The 19,787-nt window shown below is 69.5% G+C and carries 23 protein-coding genes and 5 tRNA genes; 7 read left to right on the top strand and 21 right to left on the bottom strand.

Annotated features, from left to right (window positions below; all coding sequences use genetic code 11):
• Positions 1–1,707 carry a DAK2 domain-containing protein gene (locus AB0I51_RS10570; protein WP_362973663.1) on the bottom strand — a complete coding sequence of 569 codons (1,707 nt, stop codon included), beginning with the start codon at positions 1,705–1,707 and terminating at the stop codon, positions 1–3.
• Between the two features lie 257 nt (positions 1,708–1,964).
• Between AB0I51_RS10570 and rpmB the strand changes: the two genes are divergently transcribed.
• On the top strand, positions 1,965–2,150 hold the full coding sequence (rpmB, locus tag AB0I51_RS10575) for a 50S ribosomal protein L28 (RefSeq protein WP_356404139.1): 186 nt from the start codon (positions 1,965–1,967) through the stop codon (positions 2,148–2,150).
• 90 nt (positions 2,151–2,240) lie between these two features.
• Here rpmB and thiD read toward each other — a convergent pair whose 3' ends face one another.
• Entirely contained in the window at positions 2,241–3,026 is a 786-nt protein-coding gene (gene thiD / locus AB0I51_RS10580) for a bifunctional hydroxymethylpyrimidine kinase/phosphomethylpyrimidine kinase (protein WP_362973440.1), read from the bottom strand.
• The gene (locus AB0I51_RS10585; protein ID WP_019068733.1) at positions 3,023–3,988 is read right to left on the bottom strand and encodes a thiamine-phosphate kinase; all 966 of its coding nucleotides are present in this window, start codon (positions 3,986–3,988) and stop codon (positions 3,023–3,025) included. The genes thiD and AB0I51_RS10585 overlap by 4 nt, the downstream gene beginning before the upstream one ends.
• Before the next feature lie 203 nt (positions 3,989–4,191).
• Here AB0I51_RS10585 and AB0I51_RS10590 point away from each other — a divergent pair, with 203 nt between their 5' ends.
• Complete coding sequence (locus tag AB0I51_RS10590) at positions 4,192–4,425, top strand: Lrp/AsnC ligand binding domain-containing protein (protein ID WP_003997603.1); 234 nt, start codon at positions 4,192–4,194, stop codon at positions 4,423–4,425.
• 20 nt (positions 4,426–4,445) lie between these two features.
• Positions 4,446–4,937, top strand: a complete 492-nt coding sequence (locus AB0I51_RS10595; protein ID WP_362973442.1) for a DUF3515 domain-containing protein — start codon at positions 4,446–4,448, stop codon at positions 4,935–4,937.
• Positions 4,938–4,956: 19 nt separating this feature from the next.
• Here AB0I51_RS10595 and AB0I51_RS10600 read toward each other — a convergent pair whose 3' ends face one another.
• From AB0I51_RS10600 to AB0I51_RS10610, 3 genes are all read right to left on the bottom strand, one after another.
• Positions 4,957–6,114, bottom strand: coding sequence for a D-alanine--D-alanine ligase family protein (locus tag AB0I51_RS10600; RefSeq protein ID WP_362973444.1), 1,158 nt, complete (start codon positions 6,112–6,114; stop codon positions 4,957–4,959).
• A 183-nt stretch (positions 6,115–6,297) separates the two neighbouring features.
• A complete protein-coding gene (locus AB0I51_RS10605) occupies positions 6,298–7,308 on the bottom strand; it encodes an NAD(P)H-dependent glycerol-3-phosphate dehydrogenase (RefSeq protein ID WP_362973446.1) in 1,011 nt (336 codons plus the stop codon).
• A complete protein-coding gene (locus tag AB0I51_RS10610) occupies positions 7,305–8,114 on the bottom strand; it encodes a lysophospholipid acyltransferase family protein (RefSeq protein ID WP_362973448.1) in 810 nt (269 codons plus the stop codon). Before AB0I51_RS10610 ends, AB0I51_RS10605 begins: the two co-directional genes overlap by 4 nt.
• 144 nt (positions 8,115–8,258) lie before the next feature.
• Here AB0I51_RS10610 and cofC point away from each other — a divergent pair, with 144 nt between their 5' ends.
• Together cofC and AB0I51_RS10620 are read left to right on the top strand one after the other, a co-directional pair.
• Positions 8,259–8,918 carry a 2-phospho-L-lactate guanylyltransferase gene (cofC, locus tag AB0I51_RS10615; RefSeq protein WP_362973450.1) on the top strand — a complete coding sequence of 220 codons (660 nt, stop codon included), beginning with the start codon at positions 8,259–8,261 and terminating at the stop codon, positions 8,916–8,918.
• Positions 8,919–8,927: 9 nt separating this feature from the next.
• The gene (locus AB0I51_RS10620) at positions 8,928–9,131 is read left to right on the top strand and encodes a hypothetical protein (RefSeq protein ID WP_362973452.1); all 204 of its coding nucleotides are present in this window, start codon (positions 8,928–8,930) and stop codon (positions 9,129–9,131) included.
• 87 nt (positions 9,132–9,218) lie between these two features.
• Here AB0I51_RS10620 and AB0I51_RS10625 read toward each other — a convergent pair whose 3' ends face one another.
• From AB0I51_RS10625 to leuC, 4 genes are all read right to left on the bottom strand, one after another.
• Complete coding sequence (locus AB0I51_RS10625; RefSeq protein WP_362973454.1) at positions 9,219–9,869, bottom strand: HU family DNA-binding protein; 651 nt, start codon at positions 9,867–9,869, stop codon at positions 9,219–9,221.
• Positions 9,870–10,006: 137 nt separating this feature from the next.
• Positions 10,007–10,237, bottom strand: a complete 231-nt coding sequence (locus AB0I51_RS10630; RefSeq protein ID WP_362973456.1) for a hypothetical protein — start codon at positions 10,235–10,237, stop codon at positions 10,007–10,009.
• Positions 10,238–10,500: 263 nt separating this feature from the next.
• Complete coding sequence (gene leuD / locus AB0I51_RS10635; protein ID WP_362973458.1) at positions 10,501–11,094, bottom strand: 3-isopropylmalate dehydratase small subunit; 594 nt, start codon at positions 11,092–11,094, stop codon at positions 10,501–10,503.
• 5 nt (positions 11,095–11,099) lie between these two features.
• Positions 11,100–12,524 (bottom strand): 3-isopropylmalate dehydratase large subunit, encoded by a 1,425-nt coding sequence (leuC, locus tag AB0I51_RS10640; protein ID WP_362973460.1) that lies wholly within the window; start codon positions 12,522–12,524, stop codon positions 11,100–11,102.
• Between the two features lie 190 nt (positions 12,525–12,714).
• Here leuC and ndgR point away from each other — a divergent pair, with 190 nt between their 5' ends.
• A complete protein-coding gene (gene ndgR, locus AB0I51_RS10645) occupies positions 12,715–13,431 on the top strand; it encodes an IclR family transcriptional regulator NdgR (protein ID WP_019068721.1) in 717 nt (238 codons plus the stop codon).
• Between the two features lie 64 nt (positions 13,432–13,495).
• Here ndgR and AB0I51_RS10650 read toward each other — a convergent pair whose 3' ends face one another.
• Positions 13,496–14,008, bottom strand: coding sequence for a DUF4188 domain-containing protein (locus AB0I51_RS10650; protein ID WP_362973462.1), 513 nt, complete (start codon positions 14,006–14,008; stop codon positions 13,496–13,498).
• Positions 14,009–14,087: 79 nt separating this feature from the next.
• Between AB0I51_RS10650 and AB0I51_RS10655 the strand changes: the two genes are divergently transcribed.
• The gene (locus AB0I51_RS10655; RefSeq protein WP_362973464.1) at positions 14,088–14,732 is read left to right on the top strand and encodes a MerR family transcriptional regulator; all 645 of its coding nucleotides are present in this window, start codon (positions 14,088–14,090) and stop codon (positions 14,730–14,732) included.
• Between the two features lie 50 nt (positions 14,733–14,782).
• Here the strand turns inward: AB0I51_RS10655 and AB0I51_RS10660 are convergent.
• The 10 genes from AB0I51_RS10660 to AB0I51_RS10705 all read right to left on the bottom strand — a co-directional run bounded on the left by AB0I51_RS10660 (position 14,783) and on the right by AB0I51_RS10705 (position 19,234).
• Positions 14,783–14,855, bottom strand: a tRNA-Glu gene (locus AB0I51_RS10660).
• A 28-nt stretch (positions 14,856–14,883) separates the two neighbouring features.
• Positions 14,884–14,955: transfer RNA gene (locus tag AB0I51_RS10665), tRNA-Gln, on the bottom strand.
• Between the two features lie 20 nt (positions 14,956–14,975).
• Positions 14,976–15,048: transfer RNA gene (locus AB0I51_RS10670), tRNA-Glu, on the bottom strand.
• Between the two features lie 61 nt (positions 15,049–15,109).
• Positions 15,110–15,182, bottom strand: a tRNA-Glu gene (locus AB0I51_RS10675).
• A 21-nt stretch (positions 15,183–15,203) separates the two neighbouring features.
• A tRNA-Gln gene (locus AB0I51_RS10680) sits at positions 15,204–15,275 on the bottom strand.
• A gap of 91 nt (positions 15,276–15,366) precedes the next feature.
• Positions 15,367–16,098, bottom strand: coding sequence for an HAD family hydrolase (locus AB0I51_RS10685; RefSeq protein WP_362973466.1), 732 nt, complete (start codon positions 16,096–16,098; stop codon positions 15,367–15,369).
• A gap of 71 nt (positions 16,099–16,169) precedes the next feature.
• The gene (locus AB0I51_RS10690; protein ID WP_362973468.1) at positions 16,170–16,568 is read right to left on the bottom strand and encodes a hypothetical protein; all 399 of its coding nucleotides are present in this window, start codon (positions 16,566–16,568) and stop codon (positions 16,170–16,172) included.
• A gap of 146 nt (positions 16,569–16,714) precedes the next feature.
• The gene (gene gltX / locus AB0I51_RS10695) at positions 16,715–18,199 is read right to left on the bottom strand and encodes a glutamate--tRNA ligase (RefSeq protein ID WP_362973470.1); all 1,485 of its coding nucleotides are present in this window, start codon (positions 18,197–18,199) and stop codon (positions 16,715–16,717) included.
• Positions 18,192–18,968 (bottom strand): fumarylacetoacetate hydrolase family protein, encoded by a 777-nt coding sequence (locus AB0I51_RS10700; protein WP_019068715.1) that lies wholly within the window; start codon positions 18,966–18,968, stop codon positions 18,192–18,194. Before AB0I51_RS10700 ends, gltX begins: the two co-directional genes overlap by 8 nt.
• Positions 18,969–19,048: 80 nt before the next feature.
• Positions 19,049–19,234, bottom strand: a complete 186-nt coding sequence (locus AB0I51_RS10705; RefSeq protein ID WP_019068714.1) for a hypothetical protein — start codon at positions 19,232–19,234, stop codon at positions 19,049–19,051.
• Between the last annotated feature and the right edge of the window lie 553 nt (positions 19,235–19,787).

Genomic DNA, 19,787 nt, shown 5'->3' on the forward strand with positions numbered 1-19,787 from the left:
CTACTCGACGCCGATGAGCAGCAGGGCGCCCTGCCTGCCGCCCCGGTACACGACTGTGTCGACCGCGAGGTACGTCTCGCGGACGTGGGCCTCCAGGATGTCGGCGACGCTCTCGGGGGCGTCGTCGCCCAGGACGAGGGTGACGAGTTCGCCGCCGGCCGCGAGCATGCGGTCGAGGACGGCCAGGGCGGTGGCCATGACGTCGGCGCCGATCACCGCCACATCGCCGTCGACGAGGCCCAGGACGTCCCCGGCCTGGCAGATGCCGGCCATGGTCCAGGACTGGCGTTCGGCGACGGCGACCTCGGCGTAGCGGGTCGCGCCGGCCGCCGAGGTCATCGAGACGACGTCCTCGTCGAAGCGGCGCTCGGGCTCGTGCACGGCGAGCGCGGCGATCCCCTGGACCGCGGAGCGCGTCGGGATCAGCGCGACCCGGATGCCCTCGGCACGGGCCTGCTCGGCCGCTGCCGCCGCCGTGTGCCGCAGATCCGCGTCGTTGGGCAGCAGCACGACCTCACGCGCGTGTGCCCGCCGCACGGCCGCGACCAGCTCCCCGCTGGCGGGCGGTTCCCCGGGGCGCGCGAGCACGGTGGTCGCGCCGGCCTCGCCGTAGAGCCCCGCCAGGCCCTCGCCCGGGACGACGGCGACGACGGCCCGCTGGGCGCGTTCCCGGGGCGGCCGTTCGGCGCCGGTGGTGTGGACGTCGCCGAGCCCGAAGTGGGTGATCCGGATGCGGTACGGCCGCCCGGCCTCGACGCCCGCCTCCACTGCGGCGCCCGCGTCGTCGACGTGCACATGGACGTTCCACAGACCGTCGCCGCCGACCACGACGAGCGAGTCGCCGAGCGCGTCGAGCCGGTCCCGCAGCCGGGTCACGGCACTGTCGTCGGCCTCCAGGAGGTAGATCACCTCGTAGGCGGGCCCGCCCTCCTGGGGTGCCGACGGGTCGTCCTCGCAGAGGGTGACGTCGACAGTGCCGGAAGCCGAAACGGCCTCCACGCGTGCGTGCACGACTTCGACGGTCACGCGTGCGTGCCCCCCGTAGACCGGCGCCTCCCGGGTGAACGTCTCCACCAGCGCGGCCAGCACCGCCACCAGCCCCCGTCCGCCCGCGTCGACCACTCCCGCGCGCTCCAGGACCGCCAGCTGTCCCGGAGTCGCGGCCAGCGCCGCGCACGCCCCGTCGTAGGCGGCCCGGGCCACCGTCCCGCAGTCGCCCTCGGTGTCGCCGGCCGCGTCGGCCGCGGCCGAGGCGACGGTGAGGACCGTGCCCTCGACCGGATGGGCCACGGCCTGCCGGGCGGAGTCGGCCGCGTGCCGCAGCGCGAGCCGCAGTCCCTCCCCGTCCGTGTGAGCCGTCTCACTGTCGGCGGCGAGCACCTGGGACATACCGCGCATCAGCTGCGCGAGGATCGTCCCGGAGTTGCCGCGCGCCCCTATGAGCGCCCCGTGGGCCATCGCCCGGACGGCGTCGGCCAGCGGCGGCTTCTGCTCGGTCAGGGTGCCGTGTCCGGCGAACACCGCCTCGACTGCCGTGACGGCGGACTCCATGGTCAGGTAGAGGTTGGTGCCGGTGTCCCCGTCGGCCACGGGATACACGTTGATGGCGTCGATCTCCTCACGCGCACGCCCCAGCGCGCGCAGCGCGAGACCGCACCAGGTACGCACCGCGAGAGCATCGAAGAATGTCTGCGGCACCTGCGGCACCTGCGCCTCCTTGAGCTGCTGGACTGGCACGCAGCGTAGACCCCGGAGGGGGCCGGGCCCGAGGAGGGCCGGAGCAGGCCCTCGACCAGGCATGGTAGTTTCGTTGAACCGGCGCAGTCGTTGTATGCTGCTCCGGTTGCCCGATCCCGATCGGGCCATCCCCCCTGGCAGTGCCACATCAGATCCTAGATCCTGATCCCGGCATGCCGGGATCATCCGTAAGTGCATCTGTGCATCTGAAGTCTTTGGAGTGACCCGTGGCTGCCAACTGCGACGTCTGCGGCAAGGGGCCGGGCTTCGGCAACAACATCTCGCACTCGCACCGCCGTACGCCGCGTCGCTGGAACCCGAACATCCAGCGCGTTCGTACCGTGGTCGGCGGGACGCCGAAGCGCGTGAACGCTTGCACCTCGTGCATCAAGGCCGGCAAGGTCGCGCGCTGACGCACCGCTAAGCGCGCGGCCACTGCTGGTTCGCTGCATCGAGCCGGTCCACCTCGTGTGGGCCGGCTTTTTGCCGTACCCCGGGCCGGTTCAGTCGCTGAATCTCCACCCGTGATCCACCGGCCCGATCCCGCCGCCCAGCGCGAACCCCGCCGCGATCGCCCCGGTGACGTACTCCTTCGCCGCCGTCACCGCCTCCGGCACCGACCGCCCCATCGCGAGGTGCGCGGCGATCGCCGAGGCGAGCGTACAGCCCGTGCCGTGGGTGTGCCGGTTGTCGTACCGGGGCGCGCGCAGCCAGTGCTCCTCGGTGCCGTCGGAGAGCAGATCCACGGCATCACCGGGCAGATGCCCGCCCTTGATGAGGACCCACCGCGGTCCGTACGCCAGCACGGCTGCCGCGGCCTCCCGCAACTGCTCCTCCGTCTCGACCCGGACGCCGGTGAGCTGCGCCACCTCGTCGAGGTTCGGCGTCGCCACCGCCGCCACCGGCAGCAGCTTCGTGCGTAAGGCGTCCAGCGCGGAGTCCGCCAGCAGCGAGTCCCCGTGCTTCGAGATGCCGACCGGGTCGACGACCGCCGGGGCGTCCGTCCCCGCGAGCAACTCCGCGACCGTCTCGACGAGTTCGGCCGACGCCAGCATGCCGGTCTTCACGGCCTGTACGCCGATGTCGTCGACGACGCTGCGGTACTGGGCGCGCACCGCCTCCGCCGGGAGTTCCCAAGCTCCTTGCACACCTAGGGAGTTCTGCGCGGTGACCGCGGTGACGACGCTCATGCCGTGCACGCCGAGCGCCAGCATCGTCTTCAAGTCGGCCTGGATTCCCGCCCCTCCACCGGAGTCGGAGCCGGCCACCGTGAGGACGCCGGGCTTCACGACTCGATGTCCCCGAAGTGGTCCCAGCCGCCCTTGCTGGTCCACGGCGCCCCGTCGACCGTCACCTGGGGCAGCGCCGACGGATTGAGGACCTCGCCGATCACCTTCCAGCGGGCCGGCAGCTTCACGTCCGGTGCGAAGGTCGCCACGATCGCGTGGTCCTCTCCCCCGGTCAGCACCCACTGGATGGGGTCGACGCCGACGGCCTGCCCGATGTCGTGCATCTGGGTCGGGATGTCGATCGCGCCCGAACGGATGTCGATCCGGACCTTGCTCGACTCGGCGATGTGCCCGAGGTCGGCGATCAGCCCGTCGCTGACGTCGCACATCGAGGTCGCGCCGAGCCCGGCCGCCGCCGGACCCGCGTGATACGGCGGCTCGGGGCGCCGGTGCGCCTCCACGAACGCGCGCGGCGAGCGGAAGCCCCGCGACAGCACCGCGTACCCGGCCGCGGACCAGCCCAGCCAGCCGGTCACCGCGACCACGTCACCGGGCTGCGCACCGGCCCGGGTGACCGGCTCCCGGCCGCGCAGATCACCGAGCGCGGTGATCGACACCATGATCGTGTCGCCCCTTACGACATCTCCGCCGACCACCGAGGCGCCCGCGACCTGGCACTCGTCGCGCAGACCGTCCATCAGCTCCATGGGCCAGGTGACCGGGAGTTCGGCCGGCACGACCAGACCGAGGAGCAGCGCGGTCGGTACGGCGCCCATCGCGGCGATGTCCGCGAGGTTCTGCGCGGCGGCCTTGCGTCCGACGTCGTAGGCGGTGGACCAGTCGCGGCGGAAGTGCCGCCCCTCCAGCAGGATGTCGGTGCTCGCCACGACCCTGCGGTCGGGCGCGGCGACGACCGCGGCGTCGTCGCCGGGGCCGACCCGGACCGAGGGGGTGGTGGTGAGCCGGGAAGTGAGCTCCCTGATGAGCCCGAACTCCCCCAACTCACCGACGGTGCCCTTCATCGTTCGTCCTCTTCTCGTGACGGCAGCGCCCGGTCGCGAGCCGTCGGTGTGCTCGGTACGGTCGAGGTGACCGTCAACTTCAGTCGTGCCTGCGCCCCGGCACGGGGGCCAGAGCCTCCGCGGGTCTCCCCGTGGTGAGCGGCGACGCGATACCGTGGCGTTCCTTTTCCCCACATGATCCTCGTGGCCGCCCTGGAGGTTCCGTGGTACAGGCGTACATCCTGATCCAGACGGAGGTCGGCAAAGCGTCGACCGTCGCCGAGACGATCAGCAAGATTCCCGGAGTGATCCAGGCCGAGGACGTGACAGGACCGTACGACGTGATCGTGCGCGCCCAGGCCGACACGGTCGACGATCTCGGCCGCATGGTGGTCGCCAAGGTCCAGCAAGTGGACGGCATCACCCGCACCCTGACCTGCCCGGTGGTGCATCTGTAGCCCCCGTCTACCCTTGGCCGGTGAACTCTCTCCGTCACCGGCGCCGTTCTGTCATCGGGCTGTCCGTGCTCGCCCCGCTGATCACCCTCGCGAGCTGCTCCTCAGCAGACGACAGCGCGTCGGCGGCGGTTCCCTCACCGGGCGCGAAGGTCACCGGGCTGTGCCGGAATCTGGACAAGGTGCTGCCGTCGAAGGTCGACGGCCAGGGCCGCCGGGATCCCGAGCCCGCGTCCGCGCTGACCGCGGGCTGGGGGAACCCGGCGATCATACTGCGCTGCGGTGTCGTCAGACCCGCGAAGATGAACGACCCGGAGGCCGACGGCGTGGAGGTGAACGGCGTCGGCTGGCTGCTGCAGAAGCAGGACGACGGCTCGTTCCGGTTCACCACGACGCTGCGCAAGGCATACGCCGAGGTGACCATCCCGAAGGACCGCACCGGAGACGGTCTGGCGCCCCTGGTCGACCTGGCGAAGTCCGTGAAGAAGGCGATCCCCGCGGGGATCGCCGACTAGATCGACCGGACCGGCCCGTTCAGCGCAGTCCGGTGGACCGGCGCAGCGCCGCCTGCACCAGACGGTCCACCAGCTCCCCGTAGGAGACGCCGCTGGCCTGCCACATCTGCGGGTACATCGAGATCGGCGTGAAACCGGGCATCGTGTTGATCTCGTTGATGACGAACTCGCCGTCCTCGGTGAGGAAGAAGTCCGCCCGCACCAGCCCCTCGCAGGAGGCCGCGTCGAAGGCGTCCACCGCGAGCTTCTGCACCTCGGCGGTCTCCTCGGGCGTCAGCGGGGCGGGCACGATGCCGGGGGTCGAGTCGATGTACTTCGCCTCGAAGTCGTAGTACGCGTGCTCCTGGGGCGGCGGGATCTCGGCCGGCACACTGGCCCGCGGCCCGTCCTCGAACTCCAGGACCCCGCACTCGATCTCGCGCCCGCGCAGCGCGGCCTCCACGAGGATCTTCGGGTCGTGCCGCTGCGCCTCCTCGATCGCCTCGTCGAGTCCGGACAGGTCGTCGACCTTGGTGATGCCGATCGACGAACCCGCGCGCGCGGGCTTCACGAACAGCGGCCAGCCGTGCTCACCGGCGAAGTCGACGATCTTCTTGCGGGCGGCGGACTCGTCCCGCTGCCACTCGCGCGGCCGGATCACCACGTAGGGGCCGACCTTGAGGCCGAACGAGGTGAACACCCGCTTCATGTACTCCTTGTCCTGGCCGACGGCCGAGGCGAGCACACCCGCGCCCACGTACGGCACACCGGACAGCTCCAGGAGTCCCTGGAGGGTGCCGTCCTCGCCGTAGGGGCCGTGCAGGACGGGAAAGACGACGTCGACCTCGCCGAGGGCCTTGGGCACGGATCCCGGTTCGCTGATGACGACTTCGCGGTTTCCGGGGTCGAGCGGGAGCACCACTCCGCCCTCGCTCGACTCGGCGAGCTCCTCGACGTCCGGGGTACGGCGGTCGGTGATCGCCATGCGCTCCGGTGCGTCGGCGGTGAGGGCCCAGCGGCCTTCGCGGGTGATGCCGATCGGCAGGACGTCGTACTTGGTCCGGTCGATGGCCGCGAGGACGGCGCCGGCGGTGACCACGGAGATCCCGTGTTCGGAGCTGCGACCGCCGAACACGACGGCCACACGCGGCTTGCGAGGCGGCTGCTCAGGGCTCTGGGAGAGGTTCTCGGTGCTCATATCGCGATGAGCGTACCCGGTGGTACTGCTGTGATACAGCGTCGGTTGACGACGGGCGGTTCGCGCAGCCCCCCGAAGGGGCGCGGGGCTGTATCGATATGCGCCTACCGCCGCGTGAGCGCGACCAGCCACGACGGCGCCGCAGCCGACCGACGACCCACCGCGGCTCCCCCGGCGGAGCGCTCAGCGTCGCTCGGGCTTGGCGCTCCGCGACATCAGCTCCTTGACCGCGACCACGGGCGACTTCCCCTCGTGCACGATCTCGAACACCGTCTCCGTGATGGGCATGTCGACGCCGTGCCTGCGGGCCAAGTCGAGCACGGACTCACAGGACTTGACGCCCTCCGCGGTCTGCTTGGTGACCGCGATGGTCTCCTGGAGGGTCATGCCCTTGCCGAGGTTGGTGCCGAAGGTGTGGTTGCGGGACAGCGGTGAGGAGCAGGTCGCCACCAGGTCGCCGAGGCCGGCGAGTCCGGAGAAGGTGAGCGGGTCGGCGCCCATCGCGATACCGAGCCGGGTCGTCTCGACGAGCCCGCGGGTGATGAGCGAGCCCTTGGCGTTGTCCCCGAGTCCCATGCCGTCCGCGATGCCGACGGCGAGCCCGATCACGTTCTTCACCGCGCCGCCGAGTTCGCAGCCCACGACGTCGGTGATGGTGTACGGCCTGAAGTACGGGGTGTGGCAGGCGGCTTGGAGCCGGCGGGCCACGGCCTCGTCGGTGCAGGCGACCACCGCGGCGGCCGGCATCCGGGAGGCGATCTCGCGCGCGAGGTTGGGTCCGGAGACCACGGCGATACGGTCCCGGCTCACCTTGGCGACGTCCTCGATGACCTCGCTCATCCGCATGACGGAGCCGAGCTCGACGCCCTTCATGAGCGAGACCAGGACCGTGTCGGGCGCCAACAGGGGTGCCCAGTCGGCCAAGTTGGCGCGCAGCGTCTGCGAAGGGACCGACAGGACGGTGAAGTCGGCGTCGGCGGCGGCCTCGGCGGGGTCGGTGGTGGCCCGCAGGTTCTCCGGGAGTTCGACACCGGGGAAGTAGTCGGGGTTCGTGCGGCCGGAGTTGATGGCGTCCACGACCTCCGCGCGGCGCCCCCACAGGGTGACCTCGCACCCCGCGTCGGCGAGCACCATGCCGAAAGCCGTGCCCCACGAACCGGCGCTGAAAACAGCCGCCTTGACCGGCTTGCTCACGTGCCCTGCCCCTCTTCCTGCTCGACCTTCGGCTCGGTCGCCGACTCGGCCCTGGACTCCAACTGCTCGGTCTCCGCGGCCGTCCGGCGCCGCTGCTCGATCCGCTCGCGGCGCGGATCGTAGGGCGTCTCGGGTGCCTTGGCGCCGCGGATCTGCTCCAACAGGCGTGTGATGTCGGCCATGATGACCCCGGTCGCCTCCTTGAGGAGGTCCGGGCTCATCTCCTTGCCGTAGAAGCGCGTGAGGTCCACCGGCGGGCCCGCGAGCACATGGCTGGTCTTGCGCGGGAAGACGTGCAGCTTCCTGGCGTACGGCGGCAGCAGTTCGTTGGCGCCCCACTGCGCGACGGGAATCACCGGGCACCTGGTCTGGAGGGCCACGCGCGCGGCACCGGTCTTGCCGGTCATGGGCCACTGGTCGGGGTCGCGGGTGATGGTGCCCTCGGGATAGAACGCGACGCATTCACCGCGCTCCACGGCTTCGATCGCGGCGCGGAAGGCGCTCAGCGCGTCCGTGGTCTCGCGATAGACGGGGATCTGTCCGGTGCCGCGCATCGCGGCGCCGACGAATCCCTTCTTGAAAAGCCCGCTCTTCGCGAGGAATCGCGGAACGCGGCCGGTGTTGTACTGAAAGTGAGCGTACGCAAGGGGATCTACGTGCGAATTGTGGTTCACCGCGGTGATAAATCCACCCTCGGCCGGAATGTGCTCCATTCCACGCCAGTCCCGCTTGATCAGAACCACCAGCGGCGGTTTGCAGAGGACCGCTGCGAAGCGGTACCAGAACCCGATTCTGCGGCGGGGCACGCGAACACCTTCCTCTTGGGCCCGGGGGGCCGCACAAGTGTCGCCCCAGGCCGTCGGTCTGTCGAGAACACCGTACGCCCCGCCACCGACAACGCCAGGGGGCCCGGGTGACAATGGCCGCGACAAGAGAGGGACGGAACCCGCGTGCAGTGGACCTTGGTCATACCCCTGAAGTCTCTGGCGCGAGCCAAGACCAGGCTCTCGGACGCGGCCGGCGACGGGCTGCGGCCGGGACTCGCCCTCGCCTTCGCGCAGGACACCGTGGCGGCCGTGCTGGCCTGCCCGGCGGTCCGCGATGTGGCGGTCGTCACGGGCGACGCCCTGGCCGGCCGCGAACTGGCCGCGCTGGGCGCCCGTATCGTCGCGGACGAGCCGGGAGACGGTCTGAACGCCGCGCTGCGGCACGCGGCGACGGTCGTGCGGGTTTCCCGCCCCGAAAGCGCGGTGGCGGCCCTGAACGCCGATCTGCCGGCCCTGCGCCCGACGGAATTGGCCCGGGTCCTGGACGCGGCGGCGGAATTCCCGCGCGCTTTTCTCCCGGACGCCGCCGCAATCGGCACCACCTTGCTCACGGCGCGAGAGGGCCGCGAATTGCGCCCGGCATTCGGCACCGATTCCCGCGCCCGTCATCGCGCCTCAGGTGCGGCCGAACTCTCCCTGGACGCGGTGGATTCCGTACGGCAGGACGTGGACACCGGCGAGGACCTGCGGGCGGCGCTGGCCCTGGGCGTGGGGCCGCGCACGGCGGCAGCGGCTGCGGGGCTGCTGATTCCGGGTCGGCCGGGGGCCGCGGGCGGGCAGTAGGCTGCGGCCATGCAGGCGACCGCTTACACCTACGACGCCGATACCCGTACCGGCAGTGTGCTGCTCGACGACGGCACCCCGGTGCCCTTTGACGCCGCCGCGTTCGACGCGGGCGGGCTGCGGCTGCTGCGGCCGGGACAGCGGGTGCGGATCGAGACCGAGGGGCCGAAGGACCGGCCCAGGGTCACACTGGTGACGCTGCAAACCTTCTGAACGCCCGTGCACGGGCCGTGAACACGCCGCGGGCCGGACTCCCAACGGGAGTCCGGCCCGGCGCGTGAGTGCCGTGCGTTCCGCCGACTAGCGGGTGGCGGTGGCCTTCTTGGCGGTGGTCTTGCGCGCCGTCGACTTCTTGGCGGGCGCCTTCTTGGCGGTGGCCTTCTTGGCCGGGGCCTTCTTGGCCGCAGCCTTCTTGGCGGTGCCGGTGGCCTTCTTGGCCGCCGTCTTCTTGGCGGTCGCCGTGGTCTTCTTGGCGGTCGTCTTCTTGGCCGTGGTCTTCTTGGCGGTGGCCGTCTTGGCCGCCGTCTTCTTCGCCACGGTCTTCTTCGCGGTGGCCGTCGCCCTCTTGGCGGTGGTCTTCTTGGCCGCGGCCTTCTTGACCGTCGCCGAAGCGGTGCCGCTCAGGCTGCCCTTGGGCGCCTTCTTGACGGCGACCTCGCCACCGCGCGGGAGCTTCTTCGAGCCGCTCACCAGGTCCTTGAAGCCCTGGCCCGCGCGGAAGCGCGGAACGGAGGTCTTCTTGACCCGAACCCGCTCGCCCGTCTGGGGGTTGCGGGCGTAACGGGCCGGACGGTCGACCTTCTCGAACGAACCGAAACCGGTGACCGAGACCCGGTCCCCACTGACGACGGCACGGACGATGGCGTCCAGTACCGCGTCGACCGCCTCGGCGGCCTGCTGACGGCCACCGACCTTGTCGGCAATCGCTTCTACGAGCTGCGCCTTGTTCACGTCTTCCCCTTCGGAGACATTGCCGGAACGAAAGTGTTCAGGCTTTTCCGCACGTTAGGCAGATATATACCGCAAATCAAACACGAAACGGGCTAATCACCCGTGCGCCGCAACGAACTCGACTGTCCTGGACTTGTTCAGCGTTCCTCTTCGGGGAATCGACCCGCGTCGAGGTCTGCCGTGAACCGGTCCAGTCGCCTTGTCGCGTCGGCGAGATCGTGCTTGGCCGCGGCCGTAATGACCAGCAGCTTCCGGGCCAGCGCCATCCGTACGCCCTCCGGGACTTGCAGTGCGCGCACTCTTGTGTGCGCTTCCTTGAGTTGGTCCGCGACTGCCGCATAGAGCTCGAGTTGGCCGTCGCGTTCCATGCACAGATTGTGCCATCTGGGGCGAGTTGTCGCCTGCGGGGGTCGCAACTGGCGCCTCGAACGGCCTGACGGAGCCCGGCGGCAGCCTTGGCTCAAAGCTGCGCCTACCCAGTCAACACCCTGTCTAACATGGGAAGTTGGCAGAAGCGTTGGAGGCGCGCGGGGCCGTTCGGGTGCAGACATGGCTGTACCCCCAATCGTGGCGATCGGGGGTACAGAGGGTGTCGCGGTGGCCGGATCTCGACCTGGTGCGGGGGTTGGGGTCAGACCTGGACCGTCCGCGGCTTGTACGAGGGGCGCTTGGCCTCGTACGCGGAGATGTCGCCCTCGTTCTGGAGGGTGATGGAGATGTCGTCCAGTCCGTTCAGCAGGCGCCAGCGGGCGTTCTCGTCGAGTTCGAAGGCGGCGGTGATGCCTTCGGCGCGCACCTCGCGGGCCTCCAGGTCGACCGTGATCTCGGCCTGGGGGTCCTTCTCGGTGAGTTCCTGCAGCGCGTCCACGGTCTTCTGCTCCAGAACGACCGTGAGCAGGCCGTTCTTCAGCGAGTTTCCGCGGAAGATGTCGGCGAAGCGGGAGGAGATGACGGCCTTGAAGCCGTAGTTCTGCAGCGCCCACACGGCGTGCTCGCGGGAGGAGCCGGTGCCGAAGTCGGGGCCTGCCACCAGGACCGTCGCGCCCTTGCGCTCGGGACGATTGAGGATGAAGTTCTCGTCCTTGCGCCAGGCCTCGAAGAGCCCGTCCTCGAAGCCGTCCCTGGTCACCTTCTTGAGCCAGTGGGCGGGGATGATCTGGTCGGTGTCCACGTTGCTGCGGCGCAGCGGGACGGCCCGGCCGGTGTGCGTGGTGAATGCTTCCATGACTCTCAGACTCCAGCGGGCACAGGGGCGTCGGACAGATCGGCGGGCGAGGCCAGATGGCCCAGCACGGCGGTCGCGGCGGCGACCTGCGGCGAGACCAGGTGCGTACGGCCGCCCTTGCCCTGCCTGCCTTCGAAGTTGCGGTTGGAGGTGGACGCGGAGCGCTCACCGGGCGCCAGTTGGTCCGGGTTCATGCCCAGACACATCGAGCAGCCCGCGTGCCGCCATTCGGCGCCGGCCTCCTTGAAGACGATGTCCAGGCCCTCGGAGACGGCCTGGAGACCTACGCGCGCGGAGCCCGGGACGACCAGCATCCGTACGCCGTCGGCGACTTTGCGGCCCTCGACGATCGCGGCGGCGGCACGCAGGTCCTCGATACGTCCGTTGGTGCACGAACCTACGAAGACGGTGTCCACCTTGATGTCGCGCAGCGGCTGGCCGGCCTCCAACCCCATGTATTCCAGGGCCTTTTCGGCGGCGAGGCGCTCCGAAGCGTCTTCGTACGAAGCCGGGTCGGGGACGGACGCCGAAAGCGGCGCGCCCTGACCGGGGTTGGTGCCCCAGGTGACGAACGGCGCCAGCGAGGGACCGTCGATGACGACCTCGGCGTCGAATTCGGCGTCGTCGTCGGTCTTCAGGGTCTTCCAGTACGCGACGGCGGCGTCCCAGTCCTCGCCCTCGGGGGCGTGGGCGCGGCCCTTGATGTACTGGAAGGTGGTCTCGTCGGGGGCGATCATGCCCGCGCGGGCGCCGGCCTCGATCGACATGTTGCAGATGGTCATGCGGGCCTCCATCGAGAGCTTCTCGATGGCGGAGCCGCGGTATTCGAGGATGTAGCCCTGGCCGCCGCCGGTACCGATCTTCGCGATGATGGCGAGGATCAGGTCCTTGGCGGTGACGCCGTCGGGCAGTTCGCCGTCGACGGTGATGGCCATGGTCTTCGGGCGGGCCAGCGGCAGCGTCTGGGTCGCCAGCACGTGCTCCACCTGGGAGGTGCCGATACCGAACGCCAGCGCGCCGAAGGCACCGTGGGTGGAGGTGTGGGAGTCACCGCACACGACCGTCGTACCGGGCTGGGTCAGACCCAGCTGCGGTCCCACGACGTGGACGACACCCTGCTCCACATCGCCCAGGGAGTGCAGGCGCACGCCGAAGTCGGCGCAGTTCTTGCGCAGTGTCTCCAGCTGGGCCCGGGAGACCGGGTCCGCGATGGGCTTGTCGATGTCGAGGGTCGGGGTGTTGTGATCCTCGGTGGCGATGGTGAGGTCGAGGCGCCGCACGGGACGCCCGGCCTGGCGGAGACCGTCGAAGGCCTGCGGGCTGGTCACCTCGTGCAGCAGGTGCAGATCGATGAAGAGGAGGTCGGGCTCGCCCTCGGCGCGCCGGACGACATGGTCGTCCCAGACCTTCTCCGCGAGTGTCCTACCCATCGCTTTCCCTCCGGCCGGCGAAACAGCGCCGGCCCAACTAGAGATCTTGAGGAGACGGCGCTCGCACCCCTGGTTCACGGGCAGCCGCCGCCTGGCCCGTTTGGTACGCGGGCCGCTGTGTCTACAAGAGTTGCGCGTCTCACGAAAAAAGGAACTTGCGTTTCACAGAGTGAGACGCGAGTATCGTTTCATGGACAACAGTAGCGGCGTCGGCGTCCTGGACAAGGCAGCCCTTGTCCTGGGCGCCCTGGAGTCCGGTCCGGCCACCCTCGCGGGTCTGGTCGCGGCGACCGGGCTGGCACGACCCACGGCACACCGGCTGGCCGTGGCCTTGGAACACCACCGCATGGTGGCGCGCGACATGCAGGGCCGTTTCATTCTCGGCCCCCGGCTCGCCGAGCTGGCCGCGGCCGCCGGCGAGGACCGGCTGCTCGCCACGGCGGGCCCGGTGCTCACGCACCTGCGGGACATCACGGGCGAGAGCGCGCAGCTCTACCGCCGCCAGGGCGACATGCGCATCTGCGTCGCCGCGGCCGAGCGCCTCTCGGGCCTGCGCGACACGGTCCCGGTCGGCTCGACCCTCACCATGAAAGCCGGTTCCTCGGCCCAGATCCTGATGGCCTGGGAGGAGCCGGAGCGCCTGCACCGCGGCCTCCAGGGCGCCCGCTTCACGGCCACGGCCCTCTCGGGCGTACGGCGCCGCGGCTGGGCCCAGTCCATCGGCGAGCGCGAGCCGGGCGTCGCGTCCGTCTCCGCGCCCGTGCGCGGCCCCTCGAACCGCGTGGTGGCCGCAGTGTCCGTCTCCGGCCCCATCGAGCGCCTGACGCGCCACCCGGGCCGTATGCACGCCCAGGCGGTCATCGACGCCGCCGCCCGCCTCTCCGAGGCCCTGCGCCGCACCGGCTGATCCCCCGGAACATCTCAGAAGGGCCTGCCTCAACGCCGCGGCAGGCCCTCCGTCATGTCCGGACCTACTCGGACGTCACGCTCCCCGACCGATACGCGAACCGGTCCTTCGCCCGCCGCCCCCGCCGCTCCACCGGCACCTGTCCGTGCGCCGCCGCGAGTCCGAAGGCCGGCATGTCGGCGTAGATCGCCTCGTACGAGCCCTCGGGCACCACATAGCTCTCGTGCCACAGCCCGACGTGCCCGCGCACCTTCCCCGCCTTCTCCTTGCGGTTGATGATCGCCCACGCCTTGTGATGGAGCATGTCGGGCGAACTCGCGTACTTGTAGAGCTTCTCCTTGGACTCCCAGTACTGGACGACGTAGTACGTCCGCGGGGACGCCGTCAGCAGCACGTGCCCGAGCAGTCCGCGGCTGCGGTCCCTCCCCAACTCCCGCAGCATGCGCGGCATCGCGAGCAACACCGGCACCCAGTGGTGCACGGCCCAGAAGCGGTTGATACGCATGCCGATGAGCAGCACCACCACCTCGCCCTCGGCGGCAGCGGTGGTACGGCCGTTGACAGCCTTCGCGAACATGACGCCCCCTAGTTGGGTACCGGCACTATCCGATGACCCGTGCTTGGATAGTGCCGGTACCCGAGGAAGGACGCAAGACATGCGGCTGGCCGAGTTGAGCGAGCGCAGCGGTGTGTCCATCGCGACGATCAAGTACTACCTGCGCGAAGGCCTGTTGAGCCCCGGCCGCCAGGTCAACGCGACCACCGCCGAGTACGACGAGGAGCATCTGCGCCGACTGCGGCTGGTGCGCGCGATGATCCAGGTCGGCCGGCTCCCGGTGGCCACGGTCCGCGAGGTGCTCGGCCATGTCGACGACGACTCCCTCGGCCGTACGATCCGGCTGGGCGCGGCACTTTGGGCCTTGCCGCAGGTGCCCGAACCGGACGCGGAGGACGAGTACGTCCAGGCCGCGCACCGCGAGGTGGACAAGCTCCTGCAGACGCTGGGCTGGTCCAACTCCCAGGCCCTGGTGACCATTTCGCCGTCCTACCGCTCACTGGTGGTGGCGGTGGCCGCACTTCGCCGGCTCGGGTACGACTGGCCTCCCGAACTCGTCGTGAACTACGCCAAGTTGATGCATGAGGCGGCCGTCCTCGACCTGGACTTCGTGGAGACGTATCCCTCGGAGGCCGAGAAGGTGGAGACGGCGGTCGCGGGCGCGATCTTCGTCGAGCCGGTGCTCCAGGCGTTGCACCGGCTGGCGCAGGAGGAGGAGTCGGCGCGCCGGTACGGCTTCGAGTGAGCGGAACGCGAGAAAGGCCCTCCACCGAAGTGGAAGGCCTTCAACGTACGTACCCCCGACCGGATTCGAACCGGCGCTACCGCCTTGAGAGGGCGGCGTGCTAGGCCGCTACACAACGGGGGCCTAGATTCTGCGTTTCCGCAGATCAGAGCTGGTCTACCAGGACTCGAACCTAGAATGACGGTACCAGAAACCGTAGTGTTGCCAATTACACCATAGACCAATATGGGTCAAGCAAAAGCGTACCCCCGACCGGATTCGAACCGGCGCTACTGCCGTGAGAGGGCAGCGTGCTAGGCCGCTACACAACGGGGGCCCTAGCGATCCTGCATGAGAGGCGGCGGGTGCGACCCGGCCACCTTCCTGGGAAGGATCTGTACCCCCGACCGGATTCGAACCGGCGCTACTGCCGTGAGAGGGCAGCGTGCTAGGCCGCTACACAACGGGGGCGTTGCAGATGAGCTCTGCGAGCTGGCCTACCAGGACTCGAACCTAGACTAACTGAACCAGAATCAGTCGTGCTGCCAATTACACCATAGGCCACTGGAACGCAAGCCCTTGCGGGGATCTCGTTCTAGTCTGCGCCTCCGGTTCCCGGCCTTTCGGCCCGCTCTCCGGCGGCGCAGGAAGAACATTACCCGAAGGTGGACGGGGCTCCAAAACGGGTATCCGCGCCGAGCAGAGCGGGGAGTTCGGCGAGGGAGCCGATCCGGTGCCGCCCCGCCAGGGCCTCCACCGAGGCGTGCCCGCCGTGGCGGTCGATCCAGACGGAGAGCAGACCGGCGTCCGCGGCACCCCGCCAGTCGATCTCCGGGTGATCTCCGACATACGCCACCTCGTGCGGCGGCAGTTCCAGCGCCTCGCAGGCCGCCAGGAAGGCGCCGGCCTCGGGCTTGGAGACGCCCAGTTCGGCCGCGCACAGGATGACCTCGAAGCGGTCGTGCACCCCGAGGGCGCGCAGTTTGCGGTCCTGGACGGTGATGCTGGAGTTGGAGAGGACGGCGTGCCGGTGGCTGGCCGCGAGGGTGTCGAGGACGGGCAGGACGTCCGGGAAGAGGGCCCAGGCGATCTCGTAGTGGGTCTTGTAGCGCCGGAACCAGTCGTCGGCCTCGGTGTCGGTCAGTTCCTGGTCCAGGAAGTGCCGGACCCGGTCCAGCCGCTGACCCTCGAACGAGACCTCGCCGGCCGCGAATCGCGCCCAGTGGACCTCGGTGGCCACCCGCCAGCGCTCCAGCGCGTCCACCACGCTCGCGTGCCCGTCGAGCAGTCCCTCGGCCGCCAGGTGCGCGGACAGGGCGGCGCGGTCCGCACCGGTGTAGTCGAACAGGGTGTCGTCGACGTCCCAGACCACGGCCCGAATACTCATGATCCGACGATAACGTGGGGCCCCGGAGCGCGTCAGCGCTCCGGGGCCCCACGTCGCCAACGGTCGAACGGTCAGGCGCAGGACAGGGTCCAGGAACCGTAGGACCCGATGATGTAACCGCCGCTCTCGGTGAGGCCGACGCGGTAGTAGAAGCAGGCGCCCTCGGTGAAGTCCTTGTCGTAGACATAGGCGTTGTCCAGGTCCCAGCCGGTGTAGCCGCCGGTGTACGCCTTGGACTGGGCGGAGTCGGTCGTGTGCGGCTGCCCGGTGGTCGGCGTCGTCCAGTAGAGGAGGACACCGTGGCCGTCGGAGCAGGTGTCCAGGAACTTGAAGGTGTCGCCGTCCGGGTAGAAATACACCACTCCGCAGGCGTTCTTGCTGGACCCGCTGTCGACGGCCGCCGCGGGCGCCGTCGCGGCGACCGCCAGGCCGACGGCGGCCACGACGACCGTGAGAATCCTCTTGAGCATGCAGACCCCTCCCCGTGCACACACCGGCTTCCCCGTGCCGCCGGATTGGGAGGATCTTAATCATGGCGTGAACATTTCACTACGATGATTTGACGAAGAGGGGCGGTAGCCGGATCACCGGATACCGCCCCTGTCGTGCCCTTCGGTCAGGCCGTCAGTCTCGCCAGGGCCGCGTCGATCCTGGAGAGGGTCTTCTCCTTGCCCAGGATCTCCAGGGACTCGAAGAGCGGCAGGCCGATCGTGCGGCCGGTGACGGCGACGCGGACCGGGGCCTGGGCCTTGCCGAGCTTGAGGCCGTGGGTCTCGCCTGCGGCCAGGACGGCTTCCTTGAGGGACTCGGGCGAGGTCCAGTCGGCCGACTCCAGCCGCTCACGGGCCGTGCGGAGGAGCGCGTCGGAGCCCTCCTTCATGGCCTTCGCCCAGGACGCCTCGTCCTCCACCGGCTCGGCCAGGAAGAGGAAGTCGACGTTGTCCGTGATCTCGGAGAGGACCTTGAGGCGGGTCTGCGCGTGCGGTGCGACCGCCTGCCACTTGGCCTCGTCGAAGTCCTCCGGCGCCCAGGGGGCGAACGGGGCCTTCAGCCACGGGGCGCAGCGCTCGGTGAAGTCCTTCACGTCGAGCAGCCGGATGTGGTCGGCGTTGATCGCCTCGCACTTCTTCAGGTCGAAGCGGGCCGGGTTCGGGTTCACGTCCGCGATGTCGAAGGCCGCGACCATCTCGTCCATCGTGAAGACGTCCCGGTCGGCCGCGAGCGACCAGCCCAGCAGGGAAAGGTAGTTGAGCAGTCCCTCGGGCAGGAAGCCGCGCTCGCGGTAGAGGTTGAGCGAGGACTCGGGGTCGCGCTTGGAGAGCTTCTTGTTGCCCTCGCCCATCACGTACGGCAGGTGCCCGAAGGAGGGGATCTGCTTCGCGATGCCCAGGTCGATCAGCGCCTTGTACAGGGCGATCTGACGGGGCGTCGAGGAGAGCAGGTCCTCGCCGCGCAGGACGTGGGTGATCTCCATCAGAGCGTCGTCGACCGGGTTGACGAGCGTGTACAGCGGGGCGCCGTTGGCTCGTACGATCCCGTAGTCCGGGACGTTCTCCGGGGTGAACGTCAGCTCGCCGCGGACCAGGTCGGTGAAGGTGATCGTCTCGTCGGGCATCCGGAAGCGGACGATCGGCGTGCGGCCCTCGGCCTTGTAGGCTCCGACCTGCTCGGCAGTGAGGTCGCGGCAGTGGCCGTCGTAGCCGGACGGCCTGCCGGCGGCGCGGGCGGCGTCGCGGCGGGCGTCCAGCTCCTCGGTGGAGCAGTAGCAGTGGTAGGCGTGGCCTGCGTCCTGGAGCCTCTTCGCGACGTCCTTGTAGATGTCCATGCGCTGGGACTGCCGGTAGGGCGCGTGGGGGCCGCCGATCTCGGGGCCCTCGTCCCAGTCGAAGCCCAGCCAGCGCATCGCGTCGAGGAGTTGGCCGTAGGACTCCTCGGAGTCGCGGGCCGCGTCGGTGTCCTCGATACGGAAGACCAGCGTGCCCTGGTTGTGCTTGGCGAAGGCCCAGTTGAACAGGGCGGTGCGGACCAGGCCCACGTGCGGGTTGCCGGTCGGCGAGGGACAGAAACGGACACGGACTGCTGGGGCGGATGCGCTAGCCACGCTTGACAACCTTGTTGGTGAGAGTGCCGATGCCTTCGATGGTGACGGCGACCTCGTCGCCGACGGTGAGCGGTCCGACGCCTGCCGGGGTGCCCGTGAGGATCACGTCGCCGGGGAGCAGCGTCATGGCCTCGGTGATGTTGACGATCAGGTCCTCGATCGAGTGGATCATCTCGCTGGTGCGGCCGAGCTGTCGCTGCTGGCCGTTGACCGTGAGCTGGATGGTGAGGTCGCTCGGGTCGAGGTCCGTCTCCACCCAGGGGCCGAGCGGGCAGGAGGTGTCGAAACCCTTGGCACGGGCCCACTGCTTCTCGCGCTTCTGGACGTCGCGCGCTGTGATGTCGTTGGCGCAGGTGTAGCCGAGGATGACGTCCTTGACGCGCTCGCGCGGGACCTCGCGGCACATCCGGCCGATGACCACGGCCAGTTCGGCCTCGTGGTGGAGGTCCTCGGTGAAGGAGGGGTACTGGATGTCGTCACCGGAACCGATCACCGAGGTGGACGGCTTGAAGAAGGCGAAGGGGGCGTCCGGCACCTCGTTGCCCAGTTCCCGGGCGTGCTCGGCGTAGTTTCGGCCGTAGGCGACGACCTTGTTCGGGAGCACCGGCGGCAGCAGCCGGACCTTGCTCAGCGGGACCTTCGTACCGGAGAGTTCGAAGTCCGCGAACGGGATGCCCTTGATGATGTCGAGGACGAGTTCGTCCGGCTTGTCGCCCTCGACCGCGCCGAAGGCGACGTTCCCGTCGATGGAGAATCTGGCGATGCGCACGGGATCCTGGCGCCCCTCACTGAGCTGGCTGGAGTCTGACGCTCCAGGCTAACGCGGTGCGGGGTGCCCTCTTCGCGCAATTACTCCGCGGCGGCGCCGACCGGGATCTCGGTGAGGATCGTGCGGCGCGGGTTGGCGGTCTGGGCCGGCAGGTCGAGCGAGTGTTCCTGCTGCTCCGGCGTCTGCAGCGCGTCGGCGTCCGACAGGTGCGCCAGCGTCGTGCGTCGCGGGTTGGCAATGTTGCGGAACATCATCGTCGTCTTCACTGTTGTACTCGACCCTCGTCTGTCCTGGGTGGGTGGTTGACAGATTGTGCCCTCGTGTAAAGCGTCAGGCTAAACATCCAATTCCCGGCCGAACGCGCGAAGAGCCCATGATCCGCGTGTGAGTTTGCTCACCACCCTGTAGGCATACCGACCAATTCGGACTGCCAACTCACCTCAACGAAACGGACATTGCCCCCCTGAAGCTGCCATTCCGCTCCTGATCATGGCGACTTGGGCACATCCCATACCCGGCGGGATGGTGGGGATTTGCCCACTTTGGAGTGAATAGCTTTCTACGTCTCGTGACACTGTCCTCACGGGGTGTCACACAGGTCACAGCCTGGCCTACGGGCCTTGTTGGAGATCCGGCACTGTGCTGGAATTCCACGGACCGCCGCAGAATCAGCCCGGCGCGCAGGGGGCGCAACGCAGCGCCGAGGGCGGCGGAAGGGGGAGCAGCGCCGGTCACTCACGACCACACATGGGGTGCGCGTTCAGGGCGCTCCCCAAGACGCCGACACCGTCCTTCCGTTCGCGCGGGGGACGCCTGGTC

Origin of the sequence: Streptomyces sp. NPDC050549 (assembly GCF_040655035.1) — a bacterium.
Taxonomy (GTDB): domain Bacteria; phylum Actinomycetota; class Actinomycetes; order Streptomycetales; family Streptomycetaceae; genus Streptomyces.

Coding starts and splice junctions, on each gene's coding strand:
- leuD (WP_362973458.1), bottom strand. CDS start 11,094: ATGGAAGCATTCACCACGCACACCGGCCGGGCCGTCCCGCTGCGCCGC.
- AB0I51_RS10655 (WP_362973464.1), top strand. CDS start 14,088: ATGCGGCTGGCCGAGTTGAGCGAGCGCAGCGGTGTGTCCATCGCGACG.
- ndgR (WP_019068721.1), top strand. CDS start 12,715: ATGGACAACAGTAGCGGCGTCGGCGTCCTGGACAAGGCAGCCCTTGTC.
- AB0I51_RS10690 (WP_362973468.1), bottom strand. CDS start 16,568: ATGCTCAAGAGGATTCTCACGGTCGTCGTGGCCGCCGTCGGCCTGGCG.
- AB0I51_RS10630 (WP_362973456.1), bottom strand. CDS start 10,237: ATGGAACGCGACGGCCAACTCGAGCTCTATGCGGCAGTCGCGGACCAA.
- AB0I51_RS10585 (WP_019068733.1), bottom strand. CDS start 3,988: ATGAAGGGCACCGTCGGTGAGTTGGGGGAGTTCGGGCTCATCAGGGAG.
- AB0I51_RS10650 (WP_362973462.1), bottom strand. CDS start 14,008: ATGTTCGCGAAGGCTGTCAACGGCCGTACCACCGCTGCCGCCGAGGGC.
- AB0I51_RS10620 (WP_362973452.1), top strand. CDS start 8,928: ATGCAGGCGACCGCTTACACCTACGACGCCGATACCCGTACCGGCAGT.
- leuC (WP_362973460.1), bottom strand. CDS start 12,524: ATGGGTAGGACACTCGCGGAGAAGGTCTGGGACGACCATGTCGTCCGG.
- AB0I51_RS10600 (WP_362973444.1), bottom strand. CDS start 6,114: ATGAGCACCGAGAACCTCTCCCAGAGCCCTGAGCAGCCGCCTCGCAAG.
- AB0I51_RS10685 (WP_362973466.1), bottom strand. CDS start 16,098: ATGAGTATTCGGGCCGTGGTCTGGGACGTCGACGACACCCTGTTCGAC.